Raw genomic sequence first — 20,077 nt, forward strand, 5'->3', positions numbered from 1 at the left:
GGCTCCTACTCCCTTCATTACCTTTAAAAATTGTCAGCTATCCTGACCGTTAGCCGCGCTAAACTCAACCCCGGCAAGTTCAGGGAATACCCCCGCCCAGCCGAACTGCGCCATCACCCCTTGCCAGTCTTCGTCCCAGCGCGCCGTCACCCGCAGCGGCTCGCCGGTCACCGGGTGCGTCAGCTGCAGATGACTGGCGTGCAGCATCAGACGCGGGCAGCCGAAATGCTGCGCCATACCGCGGTTCTGCCGCAGATCGCCGTGCTTGCTGTCACCGATGATCGGATGGCGAAGATGCGCCATGTGGCGCCGCAGCTGGTGCTTGCGGCCGGTTTCCGGCTGCAGCTCCACCAGGCTGTAGCGCGCGCTGTCGTAGCGGCCGACGGCCACCGGCATCTCTACCTGCGCCAGCGGCCGGTAGTGCGTCACCGCCGGCTGCGGTCCCTTATCGGCATCGGCATGTTTATCGGCGATTTTGTCCAGCTCCGCCGTCAGCGGGTAGTCGAGGGTCGCCCCCTCCTGCACATAGCCGCGCACCACCGCATGGTAGGTTTTCTGCACCTGATGCTGCTCGAACTGCTGCGAGAGCAGGCGCGCCACCTCGCTGGAGAGCGCCATCAGCAGCACCCCGGAAGTCGGGCGATCGAGACGGTGCACGGTAAAGACGTGCTGCCCGAGCTGATCGCGCACCGTCTGCATCATAAAGCGAGTTTCATGACGGTCCAGCCAACTGCGGTGCACCAACCAGCCCGACGGCTTGTTCACCGCCACCAGGTGTTCATCCTGATACAAAATCTCAATCACATCGCTTTCCCAGGTAAATAGCCGTTTCGGGCGCGAGTATAACAGGCGTGCGGCTCAGCGCTAGTTCACCCATTCGATGGTCACCAGGCGCGTATCGGCGCGGCCGCGATCGTCCACCGCCCGAATACGGTAGCGCCCGTTGTTGATCGGCCGCCAGTCGATCGGCTTTTTACTGGCGCTGCTGCCGAGATAGATATCGTCGACGAACCAGTACACCGTCTTGCTGTCGGCGTCCGTCACCGCGTTGAAGGCTATTTTATCTCGCCCCTGCTGCGACTGGCGCAGGGTATAGGTGGTGTTTTTCAGCGGCGAAGTGATGCGCGGCGCGTTGCCGCCGACGGCGACGCCGTTGTCCTTGCAGCGATTGACCGGTGGCGCCCGTTTCGGCAGCCCGGCCTGGGCGAACACGTTGGCCAAATCGGAAGGCCAGAACTCAAAGATTTCGGTGCGGGTCTGCGCCGCGTCATACGGCGGGCAGACGACCTCGCCGCTGTGAATATCCAGCACCACCGGCCGGTAAACGCTGTCGACCTTGATCGGCGACTTGCCGGGAATGAACCAGGTCTTGCCCTTCTGCTGGCACCATGGCGTGGGCAGATCGCCGCTGGCGAGACAGATCTCCACCCGCCGCAGCCGTTGGGGGAACGGGTGCTTCGGTTCACGCAGGCCAGGATAGCTGGCGTTGACGCTGTCGATGATGTTGAAGAACAGCGGCGCTGCCGCCTCGGCGCCGACCAACGCATTGTTGCCGCGCCCGTCGAAATTGCCCTCCCACACCACCAGCACGTAAGGGCCGAAAATCCCGACGCTCCAGGCGTCGCGAAAGCCCCACGAGGTGCCGGTCTTCCAGTACACCGGCAGCGAAGAAGAACGCTGTGCCAGCGTATCGCCCGGCCGCCGGTGCTGGCGCAGCATATCCAGCGTGATGAAACTGGCCTCCTCGCTCAACAGCCGAACCGGCGTCGATTCGGCCTCGTTCAGCTGCATGCGCAGCGGCCGCAGCTCGCCGCGGTTCGCCAGCAGCGCATACAGCTTCGCCAATTCCTGCGCCGTCACCTCGCCGCCGCCCAGCACCAGCGACAACCCGTAGTGGCTCTCGTTGGCCATATTGGCCACGCCGGTCAGACGCAAAAACTGATAAAAGGTCGGCTGGCGCAGCTGCGAGGCGACATACACTGCCGGGATGTTGCGGCTGAAATTCAGCGCATCGGTGGCGGTCACCGGGCCGAGAAAGCGCCGGTCAAAATTTTCCGGCGCATAGGCGCCGAACGACGAAGGCACGTCTTTCAGGATGGTCATCGGATGCAGCACGCCCTGCTCCATGCCCAGCGCGTAGATAAACGGCTTCAGCGTCGAACCCGGCGAGCGCTTGGCGTTGGTACCGTTTACCTGCCCCTGGATCGGCCGATTGTAATAGTCCGCCGATCCCACCAGCGCACGCACCCCCATATCGCGGCTGTCCACCAGCAGCACCGCGGCGTTTTGGATGCCGCGGCTGCGGTTGCGGGCGATAAACGCGTTGACCTGCCGCTCGACCAGCCGCTGCAACCCGGCGTCCAGCGTGGTATCGACGCGCGTATCGCGCTGCATCAGTTGCTGCGTCTGCAGCCGTAACTGCTCGATAAAGTGCGGCGCGATATAGGGCACTTGCTCAGGCTGTCGCAGCGCCAGCGGCAGGCGGAACAGCGTTTGCTGGCTGGCGTCGGTGGGGTAAACCCGCTGCCAGCGCTGGAACAGACGGTTGCGCGCCTGCGTCAATGCAGCGCCGAGCACGCCGGTTTTCGGCTCCAGACGGTAGCTGGGCGACTGCGGCAGCACCGCCAGCGTCAGCGCCTCCGGCAGGGTCAAATCCTTCGGCGACTTGGCGAAATAGATCAGGCTGGCAGCGCCGATGCTTTCGATGTTGCGGCCGTAAGGGGCGTAATTCAGGTAGGCTTCCAGGATATCGTGCTTGGAGTAGCTGAGCTCCAGCTACACCGCGCGCAGCACCTGCAGCAGCTTGCCGCCCGGCGTGCGGGTGTTGAGATGCCAGCGCATGCGCGCCAGCTGCATGCTGATGGTCGACCCGCCCTGCATTTTGCCGCCGGCGACATAGCTGCGCCAGAAGCCACGCATCAGGCTAACGGGGTTAAAGCCGGGGTTGTAGTAGAACCAGCGGTCTTCGTGCAGCAGCAGCCCACGCACCGCCAGCGGCGACACCTGCTCCAGCGGGGTCCACAGCCGGTAGCGGTCGTCGTTGGCCAACGTGATACGCAGCAGCGCGCCGTGCCTGTCGTAATAGACGGAAGACTGCGGCAGCCCCTGCCACAGGGGCGGATGCGGCCACAGCCGAATCGCGGTCAACAGCAGCGCCAATAAAAACGCCGCCATCAAGCCGTTTTGCAGCACGCGCCCGGTCAGGATCTTCATACGTTCTCACCGCCCCGGCGCCAGACGCTGGCCTGGCACCGGATCCGGCCTAGTCGTTGCCCGCCGGCACCACCACCAGCTTGCCACCGCCGGCCGACATCGCCTGTACTTCACGGTCGTACATGGCTTCGCCATAGGCCGGTGGAATAATAAAGCTGCCGGTATTGGTGGCCTTGATCTGGTAGACGAACTCCTGCACCTCGGTGCCGGCGCTGCCGTAGATAATCACCCGATCTTCACGGATATCGCTGTAATCCGGCGCCCAGGTGGAGCCGGTAGCGGCCAGCGGCGACTGCCAACCGCCGCGGTCTTCGCTCTCCTCGCCAGCGTCGGCCGGTTCCGGCGGCGTCTGCTGCACCACTTCGAACCCGCCCGGCAGCAGATCGACGATCGCCAGGTTGCTCTGCCCCTCTTTCGAGTTGGCGCGCACCTTCAGATGGACGTTGATCTTCTGCCCCAGCGTCACCTGCGTCACCGGTTTGCCCTGTTCGTCGGTGTAATCGCGAACGATCTCAATCCCGCGCGACAGCGCTTTTTGCGGCGCATTCAGGTCGTAACCGGCCTGCGTCACCACATACCAGGCCGGCGCATTGCCGCCGTTGGTGAAGCGCACAGCGGTAGCATCGGCGTTGAACTGCCCCTGCACGAACAACCCCTGCAGCTCACTGATGCGCTGCGGCTCGCCGCCGGCTTTGCCTACCTGCACGATGCCCAAGGCATCCGCATTGGCGGATTGCGCCGCCACCTGGGCCGAATAGCTTTCCAGCGCCAGAATGCTCATCGCGGAAGAGTAGGTGGTGTAACGCTCTTCTTTCAGCGCCTTGACCATATTCTCCAGCACCTGCGGCGGGATCGACGCCACCTTCTCCGGGAAGTGACGGGTAATCAGATACAGCCGAGTCGCATCCTGCACCAGCGGATCGAAATAATTCTGCGTCCACCAGGCACTGTCATACGCCTTGCTCAGCTGCTGCCAGCTCGGTTGCAGCAACGCGGCGGCTTCGTCGTCCATCTTCAACAAGCGGTAAGAAGAAGCCAGATACAGCGCACTCAGATCGGTTTTCCACCCTTCGCCATAGCGTTTTTGCAGCGTATCCTGCACCGCCGCCAGCGAGTTGGTGGTCACTTCGCCCTGCAGCGTCAGCAGGTAAACCGCCCAGCTGCGCAGGCGCAGCAGATACAGATCGTCGAATCCGCTGGCCGCCAGCTCGCGCAATGCGCCGTTGGCCTCGTCCAGCATGCCTTCCGGCAGGGCGTAGCCCGCCGCTTTGGCTTCGAGCAGATACTGCACCACATAAGGCGTGACGAAAGGATCGGCATCCGGCGACGAACGCCAGGCGCCGATCGCCCCGCTGTCGTTCTGGCGCGCGCGCAGCACGCCAAGCAGGTTGCGCAGCTGCTTGCTGACTTCCGCCTGGCTCAGGCTGCTTTTCATCTCTGGGTGGCGGCTCTGCAGCATCAGCGGAATGGAGCGGCTAACGATCTGCTCGGAACAGTAATACGGGTAATCCGCCAGGTATTGCGCCAGCCCGCTGGTCAGCACCAGCGGCGAATTCGACACCGCCGCCCGGCGCTGCGCGAAAGCGTCGAACATCTGGCGCAGGCCATCGACGTTCTGGCTGCTGCCGCTCATGCGCCCCATCACCGACTGGGTGCGGTACGGCGCCGCCGGCCGCACCGAGGTGCTGACGGTGCGGCGGCTGGCCTGGTCGCCGTAACGGGCGTCGAACACCAGCGGTGCATCGCCCAGCGCGGATTTGGCGCGCAGACGGAAAGTGATCACACCCTCGCGTTTTTCCGCCAGCGTCAGGCTTTGCGTCGCGTTGCCCACCACCTCCAACTGCGGCGGCGGCGTCAACAGAACGTTGATGGCCACCGACTGGCCGTTCAACCCTTCGAGGTTGTTGCTGACGCCCACGCTGACGTCGAACTCGTCGCCCGGCGCCACCATCGCCGGCACGTTCGGCGTCATGATGAAGTTGTCGCGCACCGTGGCGGCGGTTTGCGCCTTGCCGATTTTCTCCGGCGTCACCGAAATCGCCATCACGCGGATCTTGCCGTTAAAGTAGTCCGGCACCGGGTAGACGAACTGCTTCTCGCCGCTGACCTCGGTAATGCCGGACCAATAGGCCACCGGCTTGTCGCGTTTGCGCTTGAACGGGTTGAGGTTGAGATCCAGCCCTTCGCCCGCGTCGCCGCCCGGCGCCGCGGTCAGCGCCATCAGCTTGCTGAACTCCGGCAGGATCAGGTCGAGGATCTGCGAGCTGCTCACGTTCAGTTCACGCTTGCTGAAGAAGAACTCCAGCGGATCCTTCAGGCGGTAGCGCGCCACCTGCAGAATGCCCTCATCGACGGCAAACAGCGCCACCTGCTGCGGCGCATCGGTCTTGACCGTCATCGTCAGATTTTGGCCCGGCTTGATGACCTCCGGCGCCGTCACCTCGAGGCTGTTTTGCCGCGCCTGGGTGCTGATCTTGAACGGCATCACGCCATAGCTCAGCGGGCTCATGAAGATTTCACTGGAGTTGATGTCGCGCACGAACTGCACATTGATGTAGCCGTTGCCCTCCATGCCGGCCGGCACGCGGATCTTCTGCACCGAGCTGGTGGTATCGGTGTGGAACCACTGCCAGGCGTAAACCTTGTCCTTCTCGATGGTGATCAAGCCGCTACCGGTATAAGGCGCGTTGATCGCCACCTCGATCTCCTCGCCCGGCTGATATTCCGCCTGGTTCAGTTTCAGCTTCAGTTCGGCGTTGCGATCCAGCGAACGGCTCAGGTTGGCGTTGCCGGCCACGCTGTAGGCGACGCGGTTGAGCGTTTTGCCCTGCGCATCTTCAATCACCAGCACGAAGTCGCCCGGCTTATCGGTCGCCAGCCGCAGATCCGCGCCCTGCTCGCTCAGCGCCAGCGGCTGTTCCGACAGCTGCACTTCCTTCATCTTCGACTGGTATTTGTAAACGCCCGAATCCTGTTTGGTCAGCACCGAGATGTATTTCTGCTCGATCAACACCTGCTTCAGGTTCGGCATGGCGATCTGCTGCAGATTCGGATCGATGGCGATCACGTTCAGATGCCGCTCCGCGTCGCGGTTGATGTAGCCCAGATCGCCGTCCGCCTTCACCCCAATCAGGTAATCGTAAGGCGAAACCAGCGTGCGGGCGGTAGCCGCCACCGAGCGCCCGCCGCCGGCGACGAACGCCTCCGACAGCAGCTGCAGCTGATAGGTCGCGTCGGCATAGGATTTCAGATCGAGCGGAATATCGGCCACACCATGCTCATCGGTGGTGCGATCTTCCAGCTCGGTTTCGAACCCATCGCTGTTTTGCCGGTTTTCATAGAACGCATAATCCGGGAAGCGATCGAAGCTCGGATACATCGGCCGCAGCGTCAGCCTGGTGGTCACGCGGCGATCCTGCGCCGGGGTACCGAACAGGTTCTGCACATCGATGCTGGCCTTCAGCTCGGACGGTTTGACCCAGCCTTGCTGGCGATTCGGCGTCAGCGCCAGCTTCACTTTCAGCTGATCTGGCTCGAACTCCTTCACATTGACCGCGGTATGGCCGAGCAGCGTGGAGGTATCGTTGTTTTTGCCGATCAGATACAGATAGACGTTCCACTCGCCGGTGGGCGAGTTTTCATCGGTGGTATAGCTCAGCTCGTTGAAACCGCTGGCGCCCAGCGTCAGCGGCACGGTGGTCATCAGCTTGTCGCGCGGATCGCGGACTTCGGCGCGCACCGGCACGCCGGCCAGGCCAACGCGCCAGTCGGCGGCGCGGGTGATCAGGCCAATATTGAAAGTATCCCCCGGTCGATAAACGCCGCGATCGGAGAACAGATAGCTGCCGAGCGTGCGCGGATCGGTCGGCGTTTGTTCACCGGCGACGTCGAAGCGCGAGAAGTCCAGCCCGCGATCGTTATAGCTGCCGGTCGGCAGGAAGGAGACATCCCCTTCCTTTTCCACCAGGAACATCACCGGCTGGCGCTCGTTGGTGTACACGTCGAGCGCCGGGAAACGCACGTGGCCGTCGGCCCCGGTGGTTTGGCTGAGCAGCGTCACGCCGTTTTTGGCCACTACCGACACGTTGGCGCCGCTGACCGGCGCGCCGCTTTGAATCGACTGCACGAAGACGTCGCGCGTCTTATCCTGCGAGCTCTTGGCGACGATGCCCAGATCGGTCACCACCACAAAGCGCGAATCGCCAACGTCGGGCTGATCATCTCCGGTGCTCTCGTCCGGTTCCTGTTCTGGCTCGGCACCCGCCTCTTCCGCCGCCGGTTTCCGGTTCGGCTGCCATTCAGACAGCGTCAGCAGGAACACCCCGCGATGGGAACTGGCGTTGGTGGAGAGATAACGGGAGAGGTCGATGCCCTGATAGTTCACTTCCCCCGGCCGCTCGTTATTGAGCGCCGTCTGGTATTTGAAATGCTCGGTGAAATACTCATCGTTGAGCCGGTTGAATTCCGTGGACGAATATTCCCGGCTTTTGAAGGAGACGATGTGCTGCAGCTGGCTCGGGATCACCCGCTTGATGTCCAGCCGCAGGCCCGCCACGTTGCGCGCCGCCACGCTGATCTGTTTGTCGCCGTTGACCGACAGCAGCGAGCCTGCGGACATGAACTGCAGCGATTTCGGGAACTCCGGCACTTCGACCACCCGATAAACCTTCTTCGGCATTTTGTAACCGCCGACGGAGACCAGCTGGTTGTCTATCTCGATCAGCACGAAGCGGTGCGCCGGAGCTTCAAAGCGGAAGCTGAACTGCGGCTGGTAGGCCTCTTCCGCCTCGTTAAGCGTCAATGGCAATGCCGTCGCCTGCGCCAGCACGTTTTTACCAACGCTGTCGACCGTCCATTGATAGAAATCTTCGGCATCGTTGGCGGCCTCGGCATCGTTCGGATCGTGCTGCGGCAGCAGCCAGGCTTTGGTGGCCCGCGCCAGCTCTTTATCCTTCACCGCATCGCTGAAGCCGACCACCAGCGCACGCTGCCCTTGGCCGCCGTCGGTATCCACGACCTGGGCACTGGCGTCGCTTAGCGCCAGACTGTACAGCGTCGGGACTTTAACCCAGTTGCTTTTCGCCTCTTCGACCGCATTGCCGGCCGCCGTCGATTTGACGCCCTTGCCGACGGTCAGATGCACAGCGCCGCCCTGATCCAGCGCCTGCAGCGGCTCGGAATGCACCCAGGCGTTCAGTTTTTTCTCGTCATAGACCAGAGAGAAGTTCAACTTTTTCTCGGAGGAAGTGCTGCCTTCTTTCAACCCCAGCGAAATCTGTTTTTCAAAGCTGGCGACGTCGACCGGCGCGTTGAACTTCAGATTGAAAATCGCGCTGCGTTTCTGCGCATCTTGCGGATCGCGGTAATACTCGGCCTGCCCCAGGCGGTAATCGAACGCGGGCACGGTGAAGGCATAGCGGGTTTTGGCCAGTTTGATCTGCGGTGCCAGCAGGGTGGCGGGCTCAAGGGTCACGTCATACTTCGCGCCCATCGGCAGCGGCTTTTTCGGCGTGAACAGCAGCGTCGACTCATTGCTCCATGCCCACTGCCCTTCCGCCGTCGGTTTCAGAGTGATGCCGGCGCTCACGGTTTTACCCACTGCGGCGATCGGCGCGACCGACCCGCTGAAGGTCAGGCTCACCGTTTGCGGCACCTGCCGGGCGGCGGCGTAATCTATTGGCTCGGGGTTGGCAAGCGATGCGCTGACCTCCTGAACCACCATCGGTGCAGGTTCGATAGGCTGAGGCCGGTTTTGCCACCAGTGCCAGCCGTAAAATGCGCCGCCTGCGGCGCCAGCCAACAGCAACAGGCCTAAACCGATCGCTTTCGGGTGTTTATCCACGCCGCTTTCGAGCCGCAAGAAACCGCGCGGCAGCGCAGCCCACCAGGCCGGCGCACGCCAGCTGAGGTTGCCGACCAGCGGTCTCAGCAACCGCCCCAACAGCGACAACGCCCCACCCAGCAGGCGACAAACGCCCTTAACCAGGGTAAAAGGCAAACGCAGGATAAACCTTAATAAATCCTTTATTGCAGCACCTCATCATCCTAATGCAGCCCCCGGTCAACCGCCGCGGTTCAACCGAGCCGAAAGACGCCGTCGGCTCTCCTGCCCGGCATCCGCGCGAGTACTCTACACTGCCGGGCGGCAAAAATCTGCGCGCCGCCGGCGAATTACGGCTCTTTATTCAACATCAAATCCAGCTGTTGCAGCAGCACCAGCAGCGGCAGGCTGCTCGGTTCACGATCTTTCAACGCCTCTTCGAAATAAGGCGTGATGGCGAAGCGCGTCGGCAGCGGCGCTTCGGCATCCAGCAACGCATACATGCGCGGCAAGAACACCCACTGCAGCCAGGCTTCGGCCGACATGCTATCGATGCAGAACGGCTCGGTGCTGGAGAAAGCCTCATGATCAGGCGGCGCGGCCTGCCACAGCGCCAGATCGCGCATGGATTGTTCAATCGCCTGCAAACTGCGGCGCACCTGGTTATGTATACTCATCTGCATTCCCGATCTCTTGTCATCATGGTATTCAGCGCGCTGGCTGAAAGGCGGCAAAGCATAGCATTTTTATAGCCCAAATTCGGCGCGCCTGAGACAGCTCACCGTTTTTATCTGGTGGCGTTCGCCGCCGCGCGGCACAATAGGCCCACCGAATTCACCACACAGATAAAGATTCATGTCCGTAATAACAGAGAAAAAAAACCACGCGACGCCCGGTAAGGCCATGCTGGCTTCGGTCACCGGTTATGCCATGGACGGGTTTGACCTGCTGATCCTCGGCTTTATGCTGCCGGCCATCAGCATCGAATTGGGATTAACCTCATCGGCCGCCGGTTCACTGGTCACCTGGACGCTGATCGGCGCGGTGCTGGGCGGCGTGATTTTCGGCCACCTCAGCGATCGTTTCGGCCGTATCCGGGTGCTCACGATCACCATCCTGATGTTTTCCCTGTTCACCGGCCTGTGTGCCGTGGCGCAAGGGTATTGGGATCTGCTGGCCTATCGCACCCTGGCGGGCATCGGACTGGGCGGCGAATTCGGCATCGGCATGGCGCTGATCGCCGAAGCCTGGCCGGCGGAGAAGCGCAACCGCGCTTCGGCTTACGTCGGCATGGGCTGGCAATTGGGCGTGCTGGCGGCCGCCTTCCTGACGCCGCTGCTGCTGGAACACATCAGCTGGCGCGGCATGTTTTTGGTCGGCCTGCTGCCGGCGCTGGCGTCATTCCTGATCCGCCGTACCCTGGGCGAACCGGAAGCATTCGTGCGGCAGAAAGATGCCGGGCAACCGCTCTCCTTCCTGCAGCGTTTGCGCCTGCTGTTTAAGGATCGCGCCACCAGCAGGGCCAGCATCGGCATCTTCATTCTCTGTTCGGTGCAGAACTTCGGTTACTACGGCCTGATGATCTGGATGCCGACTTACCTGGCGAAAAACTTTGGCTTCTCGCTCACCAAATCCGGCCTGTGGACGGCGGTGACGGTGGTCGGCATGACGTTCGGCATCTGGCTGTTTGGCATGCTGGCCGACCGCTTCGCCCGCTGGAAGATCTTCGTGCTTTATCAGATTGGCGCCGTGGTGATGGTGATCGGTTACGCCCAGTTGAGCGACCCGACGCTGATGCTGTTCGCCGGCGCCGTGATGGGCATGTTCGTCAACGGCATGATCGGCGGCTACGGCGCGTTGATTTCCGATACCTATCCGGTGCAGGCGCGCGCCACCGCGCAGAACATCCTGTTCAATCTGGGGCGCGGCGTCGGCGGCCTGGGGCCATTGGTGATCGGTGCGCTGGTGACGCAGGTGTCGTTTACCGCGGCCATCAGCCTGCTGGCGGCAATTTACCTGCTGGATATCTACGCCACGCTGTTCCTGCTGCCGAAAAAACAGGGCGCAGGCGATACGCTGGGCGCGATTGGTTAACGCTGAAGAGGGATTAAGGCGGGGCGCACGCGCAGCGGGATAAAACAAAAAGTTGGGGGCACTGCGTTAACAGTGCCCCCGGTTCGTTTTATAGCTATCCCGCTACACAGCGTGCTCCCTGCTCAATCCTTGAAAACTTTTCCTGCGGCCATCCTGACCAAGTGGTCCTTGCATCATCCTGCAGCATCGTCCTGACGCGGTTCCTCAGCCTTCCTGACCCGCCGACAGTCCTGTGCCGGCTCTCAATCTCCGTCCTGGAGGTGTCCCTGGTTTCTATCCTGAAACATCCTGGGCATCTCCTGACGCCATCCTTCGCTCTTGCCTGAGCGCATCCCTTTCTTCTTCCTGAAGCTGCATCATCCTGATGCTTTCCTGCTCCGCCGGTTCCGTTCCGGTAACGATAAGATCGCTTAAATTCCCCGGAATCACAAGGGTTTGGGAGGTGTCTCACACTAAATTAAGACTAAGAGTTATCCTAAAGAAATTCTAACCAATTGATCTGGATAACAATAATCTCATAGCCTGGAGAAAGGCGGGAAAAATTAAGAGCGATCTCTCACAGGCCGTGTGAGAGATCTCTCACACGGGCGACGGCGAATCCGTCGCGATTCAGTCCAACACCGGGCGCAGCGCATCGAGGAAATTCCCCAGCGTCGCCGCCAGCAGGGTGCGCTTATCGCTGCCGAATTGTTCCAGCACCACGTTGCCGCTGACGTTGCACAACGACACCATCGTCATCTCGGATTCGGTGGTCGCCAGGAACAGCGTTGGCGACAGCTTGAGACGTTTTTGCGTCACCAGATGGCCGATCAGGTTCTCCTGCAGGCGGATAAAATCCTCTTCGCTCCAGACCTGCAGCAGGCTCAGGCGATGCTCGCCGAACTGCGCGCTCATGTCACCGGCGTATTGCTGCGTGTAGAAGCGGTGCGCATCCGGCTGCAAACGCAGCTCCAGCGCGGTTTCTACCTTTTCCAGCGTCGCCGCCGGTTCGAAAGGCCGCGGCAACCACAGCACTTCGTCCTCGCGGTTCTCCACGATGCAGGGCGACGGCACGCCGTACAGCGCCTGGCTGGCCGGCGCGTGGCCGCGCTCTTGCTGCCACAACTCGACATAACGTTGAGTGAATTCACGCAGAGCGTGCGATACATCATGGTCCATATTCTTTCTCGCATACGTTAAACTGACGGCCATTGTACCTATCTCTGACCGAGGTGACAGCAGATGTCCTCATATCAAGACCACCAGGCCCTGTCGGGGCTGACGCTGGGCAAACCCACCGCCTACCGCGATCGCTACGACGCCACGCTGCTGCAGGCGGTGCCGCGCAGCATGAACCGCGAGCCGCTGGGCCTGTATCCCGATAACCTGCCCTTCCACGGCGCGGACATCTGGACGCTGTACGAGCTCTCCTGGCTGAACGCCAACGGCTTGCCGCAGGTGGCGGTCGGTGAAATCAGCCTCAACGCCGACAGCCTGAACCTGATCGAATCGAAAAGCTTCAAGCTGTACCTCAACAGCTTCAACCAAACCCCGTTCGCCGATTGGGAAACGGTGCGCAGCACCCTGCAGCGCGATCTGTCCGCCTGCGCCCAGGGCGAAGTCAGCGTCACCCTGTTCAGCGTCGAGCAGTTGGAAGGCACGCCGATCGCCCGCCTGGCCGGCGACTGCATCGACCAGCAGGATATCCGCATCGACAATTATGAGTTCAACGCCGACTACCTGCTGAACGCCGCCGGAGAAGAGGTGGTGGAAGAGCGCTTGGTCAGCCACCTGCTGAAGTCCAATTGCCTGATCACCCATCAACCGGACTGGGGCTCGGTGCAGATAAGCTACCGCGGCGGCAAGATCGATCGCGAAGCGCTGCTGCGCTATCTGGTCTCCTTCCGCCACCACAACGAATTCCACGAGCAGTGCGTCGAGCGCATCTTCAACGATCTGATGCGCTATTGCCGGCCGCAAAGCCTGACGGTCTACGCTCGCTATACCCGCCGCGGCGGGCTGGATATCAACCCGTGGCGCAGCAACGTCGCGTTCGCTCCCGAGCACGGCCGCCTGGCGCGCCAATAAGTGCGAAACATTGCTCAACAACTGAGCTAACGAGCGGTTTGTGTTGGTAAAAGCACAGGGACGGCGGTAAGGTTAAAACGAGGCTGCGGCCGGGCAGAGCGCCCGCTTCGCCGCAGCACGCCAACCATAACGAGATGCTGTTTTGCTGCGTATGGATTACTACCGCCCCGCACCGGGTGCAAAGGAGTTACCTTGATTACACACATCAGCCCGCTTGGCTCTATGGATTTATTGTCGCAGCTGGAAGTAGACATGCTGAAGCGCACCGCCAGCAGCGACCTGTACCGCCTGTTCCGCAACTGTTCGCTGGCCGTGTTGAACTCCGGCAGCCAAACCGACAACAGCAAGCAGCTGCTGTCGCGCTATGAAACCTTCGACATCAACGTGCTGCGCCGCGAGCGCGGGGTGAAGCTGGAGCTGGTCAATCCGCCGGAAGAGGCGTTCGTCGACGGCCGCATCATCCGCTCGCTGCAGGCCAACCTGTTCGCCGTGCTGCGCGACATCCTGTTCGTGCATGGCCAAATCGCCAGCGCCGGCCGCTTCCAGCACCTGAACCTGGAAAACTCGGCCCACATCACCAACCTGGTGTTCTCGATCCTGCGCAATGCACGCACGCTGCATCTGGATGAAGATCCCAATATGGTGGTGTGCTGGGGCGGCCACTCGATCAACGAAAACGAATACCTGTATGCGCGCAAGGTCGGCAGCCAGCTGGGCCTGCGCGAGCTGAACATCTGCACCGGCTGCGGGCCGGGCGCCATGGAAGCGCCGATGAAAGGCGCGGCGGTCGGTCACGCGCAGCAGCGTTACCGCAACAGCCGCTTCATCGGCATGACCGAGCCGTCGATCATCGCCGCCGAGCCGCCTAACCCGCTGGTCAACGAGCTGGTGATCATGCCGGACATCGAAAAACGCCTGGAAGCCTTCGTGCGTATCGCACACGGCATCATCATCTTCCCGGGCGGCGTCGGCACCGCCGAAGAGCTGCTGTACCTGCTGGGTATCCTGATGAACCCGGAGAACAGCGAACAGGTGCTGCCGCTGATCCTGACCGGGCCGAAAGAGAGCGCTGACTACTTCCGCGTGCTGGACGAGTTCATCATGAACACGCTGGGCGACGAAGCGCGCCGCCATTACACCATCATCATCGACGATCCGGCGGAAGTGGCGCGGCAGATGAAGCAAGCCATGCCGCTGGTGAAGGAAAACCGCCGCAACACCGGCGACGCCTACAGCTTCAACTGGTCGATCCGCATCGCGCCGGATCTGCAGCTGCCGTTCGAGCCGACCCATGAGAACATGGCGAACCTCAATCTGTATCCGAACCAGCCGCCGGAGCAATTGGCCGCCGCGCTGCGCCGCGCGTTCTCCGGCATTGTGGCCGGCAACGTGAAGGAAAACGGCATCCATGCCATCGAGCAGTTCGGCCCGTACAAGCTGCACGGTGAACCGCAGATGATGAAGCAGATGGACAGCCTGCTGCAGGGCTTTGTCGCCCAGCACCGCATGAAGCTGCCGGGCAGCGCCTATGTGCCCTGCTACGAAATCGTAGCCTGACCCTCAATCCCGGGCGGCGTAACAGCCGCCCTGTTTTTTCTGACCTTACCGCCCATGATGATACACCTACTGATTGTCGACGCCCTGAACCTCATCCGCCGCATTCACGCCGTGCAGGGCTCCCCCTGCGTCAACGCCTGCCGCCACGCGCTGCAGCAGCTGATCCAACACAGCCGCCCGACCCACGCGGTGGCGGTCTTCGACGAGGACGATCGCCGCGACAGCTGGCGCCACCAAATTCTGCCGGACTACAAGGCCGGGCGCTCGCCGATGCCGGAAAACCTGCAGCAGGAGATGCCGCAGCTGCGCGAGGCCTTCGCCGAACTGGGCGTCGCCAGCTGGCATTCTCCCGGCAACGAGGCGGACGATCTGGCGGCCACGCTGGCGGCGAAGGTCGCCGGCGGCGGCCACCAGGTGACCATCGTCTCCACGGACAAAGGCTACTGCCAGCTGCTGGCGCCGAACGTGCAGATCCGCGATTACTTCCAGAAACGCTGGCTGGACATACCCTTCGTGCAGCAAGAATTCGGCGTACAGCCGCAGCAGCTGCCGGACTATTGGGGGCTGGCGGGGATCGGCAGCAGCAAGATCCCCGGCGTGGCGGGCATCGGGCCGAAAACCGCCGTGCTGCTGTTGCAGCAGTCGGGCAGCCTGGACGGGCTCTATCAGCACCTGGAGCAGGTGCCGGAGAAATGGCGCGGCAAGCTGGAGCAACACCGCGAGCTGGCCTACGTCAGCAAACAGGTCGCCACGCTGCGCACCGATCTGTCGCTGGACGGTAACCTGCAGCAGCTGCGCCTGCCGATACAATAAGGGCGCTGCAAGCAGCGCCCTTCATCAGGCTTAACGCGATTAATCGCGCTCGTCGCGCCGGCCCGGCACCGCCGACCACATGCGGCGCACGTGTACGGTGATCTCTTCGCGGTCGTGATACAGCTGCTTGGCGTGCACTTCGACGCTGATGCCGGCGGCGCCCAGCGCTTCGCGGATGCTCGTCAGGTTTTGCGACACTTCCTCATAGCGCTTTTTCATCGGCAGCTTGAGGTTAAAGATCGCTTCGCGGCACCAGCCTTTCACCAGCCACTGAATCATCAGGCTGGTCACCTTCGCCGGTTTCTCTACCATGTCGCACACCAGCCAGTAGATCTTGCTGCTGTTCGGCTCGAACTTGAAGCCGTCGGCGCGGTGGTGCGTCACCTGGCCGGTTTCCATCAGGCTCGGCGCCATCGGGCCGTTATCCACCGAATGCACCATCATGCTGCGTTTCACCAGCTGATAGGTCCAGCCGCCCGGGCAGGCGCCCAGATCGACCGCGTGCATGCCGCTGGCCAGGCGTTCGTCCCACTCGTCGGCGGGGATAAACACGTGGAACGCTTCTTCCAGCTTCAGCGTCGACCGGCTCGGCGCATCGGCCGGGAAGCGCAGACGCGGAATGCCCATGTAGAACGGCGAGTTGTTGTTGCTGTAGGAGTAACCGACGTAGCAGCAGCCCGGCGCGATGAAGAACACGTGCACCACCGGGCGAGTCGGGTTCTCGCGCGCCATCAGCACCTTCTGCTCGCGCATCGCGCCGCGCAGCGGCACCGTCAGCTTGCGGCAGAACTTCATCAGCTCTTTGCTTTCGTTGGTGTCCGGCACTTCCACCCGCAGCTCGCCGCCGCGATCCACCACGCCGATCAGCATGCCGACGATCGGCGATACCCGATCTTCCGGCGGCAGATCGCGCAGCAGCTCACCCACCACGATCATCTGGCGGGCGAAAATCAGTTCGCGGAACGGAATTTCCCGCGCCAGGCGGTCGGCATCGTCCGGCTGATAGCATTCGAACAGCACGTAACCGCTGTGCTCTTTTACCCGCGCAAAGCCGTAAATCTCCAGTTGGGCGGCTTTGTCGGTGATCTCCGCCGCACACTCTTTTTCAAAGCCGGGACGGCAGTACAACGCAATCTTATTCATGGCGCTCGGCCTTTTTCCTCAGACGCAAAGCGCCAATCAACATCAATATCCAGCCGATCAGGAAGCACACGCCGCCAACCGGCGTGATATATACCCAGACCTTCAGGTGCGACAGCGCCAGGCAATAGAGGCTGCCGCTGAACAACACGGTGCCGAACGCCAACAGCGCTCCGCTCCAGTAAAACCACAGGCTCACTCGGCGCTGCATCGCGACCGCCAGCGCCAGGATGGCCAGGGTGTGGAATCCCTGATATTCCAGCCCGGTGCGGATCCAGGCCATTTCGTTGGCGCCGAGCGTACCACTTAGCACATGCGCGCCGAATGCGCCCAACGCGACAAACACAAAGCCGCTGATAGCGGCGAAAACCAGCATGGAACGGCTGCTCATCGTGATCTATCCCATTAAAAATCACCGGCCGCGGCAAGGCGGCGGCCGGCCTTATTGTTCGTAGCGGAAGCGGAACTTCTCTTGTTCGCTGGCGGCACGCGCCAGGATCCACTGCCGGAAGGCGGCTATTTTACCCAGTTCTGCTTGGCTGTCATGACATACCAGATAAAAAGCGTTTTTACTGACCAGCACATCGTTGAACGGGCACACCAGGCGACCGGCTTCAATCTCGGTTTGCGCCATCACGTTGTTCACCAGCGCCACGCCCTGGCCGTGTACCGCCGCCTGCACCACCATGGCGCTGTGGCTGAAGATCGGCCCCTGCTGCACGTTGATGTGCTGCAACCCCAGCTGGCGCGTATAGGCCAGCCAGTCGCGGCGTGAAACGTCGTGCAGCAGCGTATGATAAGCCAGATCCTCGGCGGTTTTCAGCGGATGATCGCCGGTCAGCAGGCTCGGCGAACACACCGGCAGCAGATATTCCGCATACAGGCGCTCGGCACGCAGCCCCGGCCAGTTGCCGCGGCCGTAGAAAATCGCCACGTCGACGTCATCCGCCAGCTTGTCTTCTTCGCGGTCCACCGCCTGGATGCGCACGTCGATCCCCGGATAAGCTGAGTTAAAGCCGGACAGGCGCGGCACCAGCCACTGAATGGCGAAGCTCGGCGGCAGGCTGACGGTCAATGCCCCCTTGGCGCTGCGCGCCTGCAGCTTGCGCGTCGCCTCGTTGATCGAAGAGAAGATCTCCTTGATATCAAGGTAGTAACTTTGCCCCTCTTCGGTCAGCAGCAGCGAGCGGTTGCGCCGGCGAAACAGCTTCAGCCCGAGGAAGTCCTCCAGCGACTTGATCTGGTGGCTCACCGCGGCCTGGGTCACGAACAGCTCTTCCGCCGCCTTGGTGAAACTCAGGTGGCGAGCGGCCGCATCGAACACACGCAGCGCATTGAGGGGAGGTAAGCGTTTAGACATTAAATTAGCTACTTTTGTGTAACATTAATCCGAATGATTCGGTGCCGAAAATCGGGCGGCTTTGCGTGGCAAGCCATCGGTAAACGCTAACGGCGTATTGCCATTAGTTTTTTTAATCCGAGCCATTATAATTTGTCCGTTGAGGATGCGCCAGCAAATACCTATAGTGGCGGCACTTCCCGGGCCGGAACGAAAAGGGAGTGGGTGTCGAGGACGCCGATGAACTTTTGGCTTGTGGTTGTGATGTTGTGTTTGCAAATTGTCCGGCGATTCCGGACATGGTAGCTAGGCTACTGTTTTTTCACTTCCTGTACATTTACCCTGTCTGTCCATAGTGATTTTATGCAGCACCGCAAAACTTGCGGTGCTTTTTTTTGCCTGACGGTTACTGGTTGCTTTCAACCATCTCTTTCACATCGGCGCGGTTGATCTGCTGCTCGACGCCGTTGGCGTCTTTATAGCTGATCATGCCGGTGTCGTTGTCCACTTTAGGCTTGCCGTCAGCGACAATGGTGCGTCCGTCATTGGTATGCATCACGTAGTTGCTGGAACAGGCGGCCAGGGTGAACGTAAGCATCAGAGCAGAGAGAACTGCGGCTGTTTTCTTCATTGAGGACTCCTTTGTAGTTTTAAATGCTGATAAATACCTTTTATCTGTATAGATGCGATTAATTAGCGCACATTTAATAGCATAACAAACTTTCCAAATTTTGCCAGGCGATAAGTCCTAATAGGCAGGATCGCTTGTCTCCGGCGGCAAAATAGGACAGGATCACCCATCGACTCAAGCCAGTGACAATCAGGGTATGACGCCTTTTAACCCCAGCCTTTTTCGCCAACAGTTTCCCGCGCTCGCGCAGGACGGCATCTATCTGGACAGCGCCGCCACCGCGTTGAAACCGCAGGCGGTGATCGACGCCACGCAGCAATTTTATCGCGATGACGCCGCCACCGTGCACCGCAGCCAGCATCGGGCAGCGCAGGATCTGACCGCCCGTTTCGAACGAGCGCGCGTCCAGGTGGCCCAGTTGATCAATGCGCCGTCGGCCGACGACATCGTCTGGACGCGCGGCACCACCGAGGCGATCAACCTGGTGGCGCAGAGCTACCTGCGTCCGCGCCTGCAGCCGGGCGATGAAATCCTGGTAAGTGAAGCGGAACACCACGCCAACCTGATCCCCTGGCTGATGGTGGCAGAGCAAACCGGCGCGCGGGTGGTGAAACTGCCGATCGGCGCCGATCGGTTGCCGGATTTGACGCAGCTGCCCACCCTGCTCAACGACAACACCCGCCTGTTGGCGCTGGGGCAAATGTCCAACGTCACCGGCGGCTGCCCGGATCTGGCGCCGGCGATCGCACAGGCGCATGCCGCCGGCGCACGCGTGATGATCGACGGCGCTCAGGGCGTGGTTCACGGCCCGGCCGACGTACAGCGGCTCGACATCGATTTCTACGCCTTCTCCGGCCACAAGCTGTATGGCCCGACCGGCATCGGCGCGCTGTACGGCAAAGCCGAGCTGCTGGCGCAGATGGCGCCGTGGCAAGGCGGCGGCAAGATGCTGACCCAGGCGTCGTTCGACGGTTTTACCCCGCAAAAACCGCCGCACTGCTTCGAAGCCGGCACGCCGAACATCGCCGGCGTGCTGGGGTTGGCCGCGGCGCTCACCTGGCTCAACGAGCAGGACATGGCGGCGGCGGAGCGCTACAGCCGCGAGCTGGCGGACCAGGCGGAACAGCGGTTGGCGCAGCTACCGGGCTTTCGCAGCTTCCGCAGCTCCGGCTCCAGCCTGCTGGCGTTCGATATCGCCGGCGTACACCACAGCGACATCGTCACGCTGTTGGCGGAGCAAGGCATTGCGCTGCGCGCCGGCCAACACTGCGCGCAGCCGCTGATGGCGGCGTTAGGCGTCAGCGGCACGCTGCGCGCATCGTTCGCCCCCTACAATGCGCAACAGGACGTCGATACGCTGGTCAGCGCGTTGACTCACGCCCTCGATCTGCTGGCCGACTGA

13 protein-coding genes and 1 pseudogene are annotated in these 20,077 nt (G+C 61.7%); 5 read left to right on the top strand and 9 right to left on the bottom strand.

Annotated elements, in window-relative coordinates:
* Positions 1–33: 33 nt before the first annotated feature.
* The 4 genes and pseudogenes from truC to AC4PR2_RS14815 form a co-directional block, all read right to left on the bottom strand.
* Positions 34–804, bottom strand: a complete 771-nt coding sequence (gene truC, locus AC4PR2_RS14800) for a tRNA pseudouridine(65) synthase TruC (RefSeq protein WP_033654120.1) — start codon at positions 802–804, stop codon at positions 34–36.
* Between the two features lie 60 nt (positions 805–864).
* Positions 865–3,213: pseudogene (pbpC, locus tag AC4PR2_RS14805) on the bottom strand (penicillin-binding protein 1C).
* 49 nt (positions 3,214–3,262) lie between these two features.
* On the bottom strand, positions 3,263–9,241 hold the full coding sequence (locus AC4PR2_RS14810) for an alpha-2-macroglobulin (protein WP_492175266.1): 5,979 nt from the start codon (positions 9,239–9,241) through the stop codon (positions 3,263–3,265).
* A 143-nt stretch (positions 9,242–9,384) separates the two neighbouring features.
* Complete coding sequence (locus tag AC4PR2_RS14815; RefSeq protein WP_033638567.1) at positions 9,385–9,711, bottom strand: YqcC family protein; 327 nt, start codon at positions 9,709–9,711, stop codon at positions 9,385–9,387.
* Positions 9,712–9,889: 178 nt separating this feature from the next.
* On the opposite strand from AC4PR2_RS14815, the gene AC4PR2_RS14820 reads away from it, so the two are divergent.
* On the top strand, positions 9,890–11,128 hold the full coding sequence (locus tag AC4PR2_RS14820; RefSeq protein ID WP_126180087.1) for an MFS transporter: 1,239 nt from the start codon (positions 9,890–9,892) through the stop codon (positions 11,126–11,128).
* A gap of 609 nt (positions 11,129–11,737) precedes the next feature.
* On the opposite strand, the gene syd is transcribed toward AC4PR2_RS14820, so the two are convergent.
* Entirely contained in the window at positions 11,738–12,286 is a 549-nt protein-coding gene (gene syd, locus AC4PR2_RS14825; protein ID WP_038878762.1) for a SecY-interacting protein, read from the bottom strand.
* A gap of 63 nt (positions 12,287–12,349) precedes the next feature.
* Here syd and queF point away from each other — a divergent pair, with 63 nt between their 5' ends.
* From queF to xni, 3 genes are all read left to right on the top strand, one after another.
* Positions 12,350–13,195, top strand: coding sequence for an NADPH-dependent 7-cyano-7-deazaguanine reductase QueF (gene queF / locus AC4PR2_RS14830; protein ID WP_055312351.1), 846 nt, complete (start codon positions 12,350–12,352; stop codon positions 13,193–13,195).
* A 192-nt stretch (positions 13,196–13,387) separates the two neighbouring features.
* Positions 13,388–14,752, top strand: coding sequence for a nucleotide 5'-monophosphate nucleosidase PpnN (ppnN, locus tag AC4PR2_RS14835; RefSeq protein ID WP_038878760.1), 1,365 nt, complete (start codon positions 13,388–13,390; stop codon positions 14,750–14,752).
* Positions 14,753–14,806: 54 nt separating this feature from the next.
* A complete protein-coding gene (gene xni / locus AC4PR2_RS14840; protein WP_197804241.1) occupies positions 14,807–15,565 on the top strand; it encodes a flap endonuclease Xni in 759 nt (252 codons plus the stop codon).
* A 39-nt stretch (positions 15,566–15,604) separates the two neighbouring features.
* On the opposite strand, the gene rlmM is transcribed toward xni, so the two are convergent.
* The 4 genes from rlmM to AC4PR2_RS14860 all read right to left on the bottom strand — a co-directional run bounded on the left by rlmM (position 15,605) and on the right by AC4PR2_RS14860 (position 18,675).
* Entirely contained in the window at positions 15,605–16,708 is a 1,104-nt protein-coding gene (rlmM, locus tag AC4PR2_RS14845; RefSeq protein ID WP_047729979.1) for a 23S rRNA (cytidine(2498)-2'-O)-methyltransferase RlmM, read from the bottom strand.
* Complete coding sequence (locus AC4PR2_RS14850) at positions 16,701–17,096, bottom strand: DUF423 domain-containing protein (protein ID WP_004931896.1); 396 nt, start codon at positions 17,094–17,096, stop codon at positions 16,701–16,703. Before AC4PR2_RS14850 ends, rlmM begins: the two co-directional genes overlap by 8 nt.
* Positions 17,097–17,147: 51 nt before the next feature.
* The gene (locus tag AC4PR2_RS14855; protein WP_025304049.1) at positions 17,148–18,065 is read right to left on the bottom strand and encodes a transcriptional regulator GcvA; all 918 of its coding nucleotides are present in this window, start codon (positions 18,063–18,065) and stop codon (positions 17,148–17,150) included.
* A 385-nt stretch (positions 18,066–18,450) separates the two neighbouring features.
* Positions 18,451–18,675 (bottom strand): YgdI/YgdR family lipoprotein, encoded by a 225-nt coding sequence (locus tag AC4PR2_RS14860; RefSeq protein WP_025304050.1) that lies wholly within the window; start codon positions 18,673–18,675, stop codon positions 18,451–18,453.
* A 196-nt stretch (positions 18,676–18,871) separates the two neighbouring features.
* Between AC4PR2_RS14860 and csdA the strand changes: the two genes are divergently transcribed.
* On the top strand, positions 18,872–20,077 hold the full coding sequence (gene csdA, locus AC4PR2_RS14865) for a cysteine desulfurase CsdA (RefSeq protein ID WP_337046870.1): 1,206 nt from the start codon (positions 18,872–18,874) through the stop codon (positions 20,075–20,077).

Source organism: Serratia sp. A07, from assembly GCF_058725505.1.

Excerpts from the sequence above, each read along its gene's own strand:
- csdA (WP_337046870.1), top strand. The coding sequence starts at position 18,872 with ATGACGCCTTTTAACCCCAGCCTTTTTCGCCAACAGTTTCCCGCGCTC.
- AC4PR2_RS14850 (WP_004931896.1), bottom strand. The coding sequence starts at position 17,096 with ATGAGCAGCCGTTCCATGCTGGTTTTCGCCGCTATCAGCGGCTTTGTG.
- xni (WP_197804241.1), top strand. The coding sequence starts at position 14,807 with ATGATGATACACCTACTGATTGTCGACGCCCTGAACCTCATCCGCCGC.
- AC4PR2_RS14815 (WP_033638567.1), bottom strand. The coding sequence starts at position 9,711 with ATGAGTATACATAACCAGGTGCGCCGCAGTTTGCAGGCGATTGAACAA.
- AC4PR2_RS14860 (WP_025304050.1), bottom strand. The coding sequence starts at position 18,675 with ATGAAGAAAACAGCCGCAGTTCTCTCTGCTCTGATGCTTACGTTCACC.
- queF (WP_055312351.1), top strand. The coding sequence starts at position 12,350 with ATGTCCTCATATCAAGACCACCAGGCCCTGTCGGGGCTGACGCTGGGC.
- AC4PR2_RS14820 (WP_126180087.1), top strand. The coding sequence starts at position 9,890 with ATGTCCGTAATAACAGAGAAAAAAAACCACGCGACGCCCGGTAAGGCC.
- AC4PR2_RS14855 (WP_025304049.1), bottom strand. The coding sequence starts at position 18,065 with ATGTCTAAACGCTTACCTCCCCTCAATGCGCTGCGTGTGTTCGATGCG.
- rlmM (WP_047729979.1), bottom strand. The coding sequence starts at position 16,708 with ATGAATAAGATTGCGTTGTACTGCCGTCCCGGCTTTGAAAAAGAGTGT.
- syd (WP_038878762.1), bottom strand. The coding sequence starts at position 12,286 with ATGGACCATGATGTATCGCACGCTCTGCGTGAATTCACTCAACGTTAT.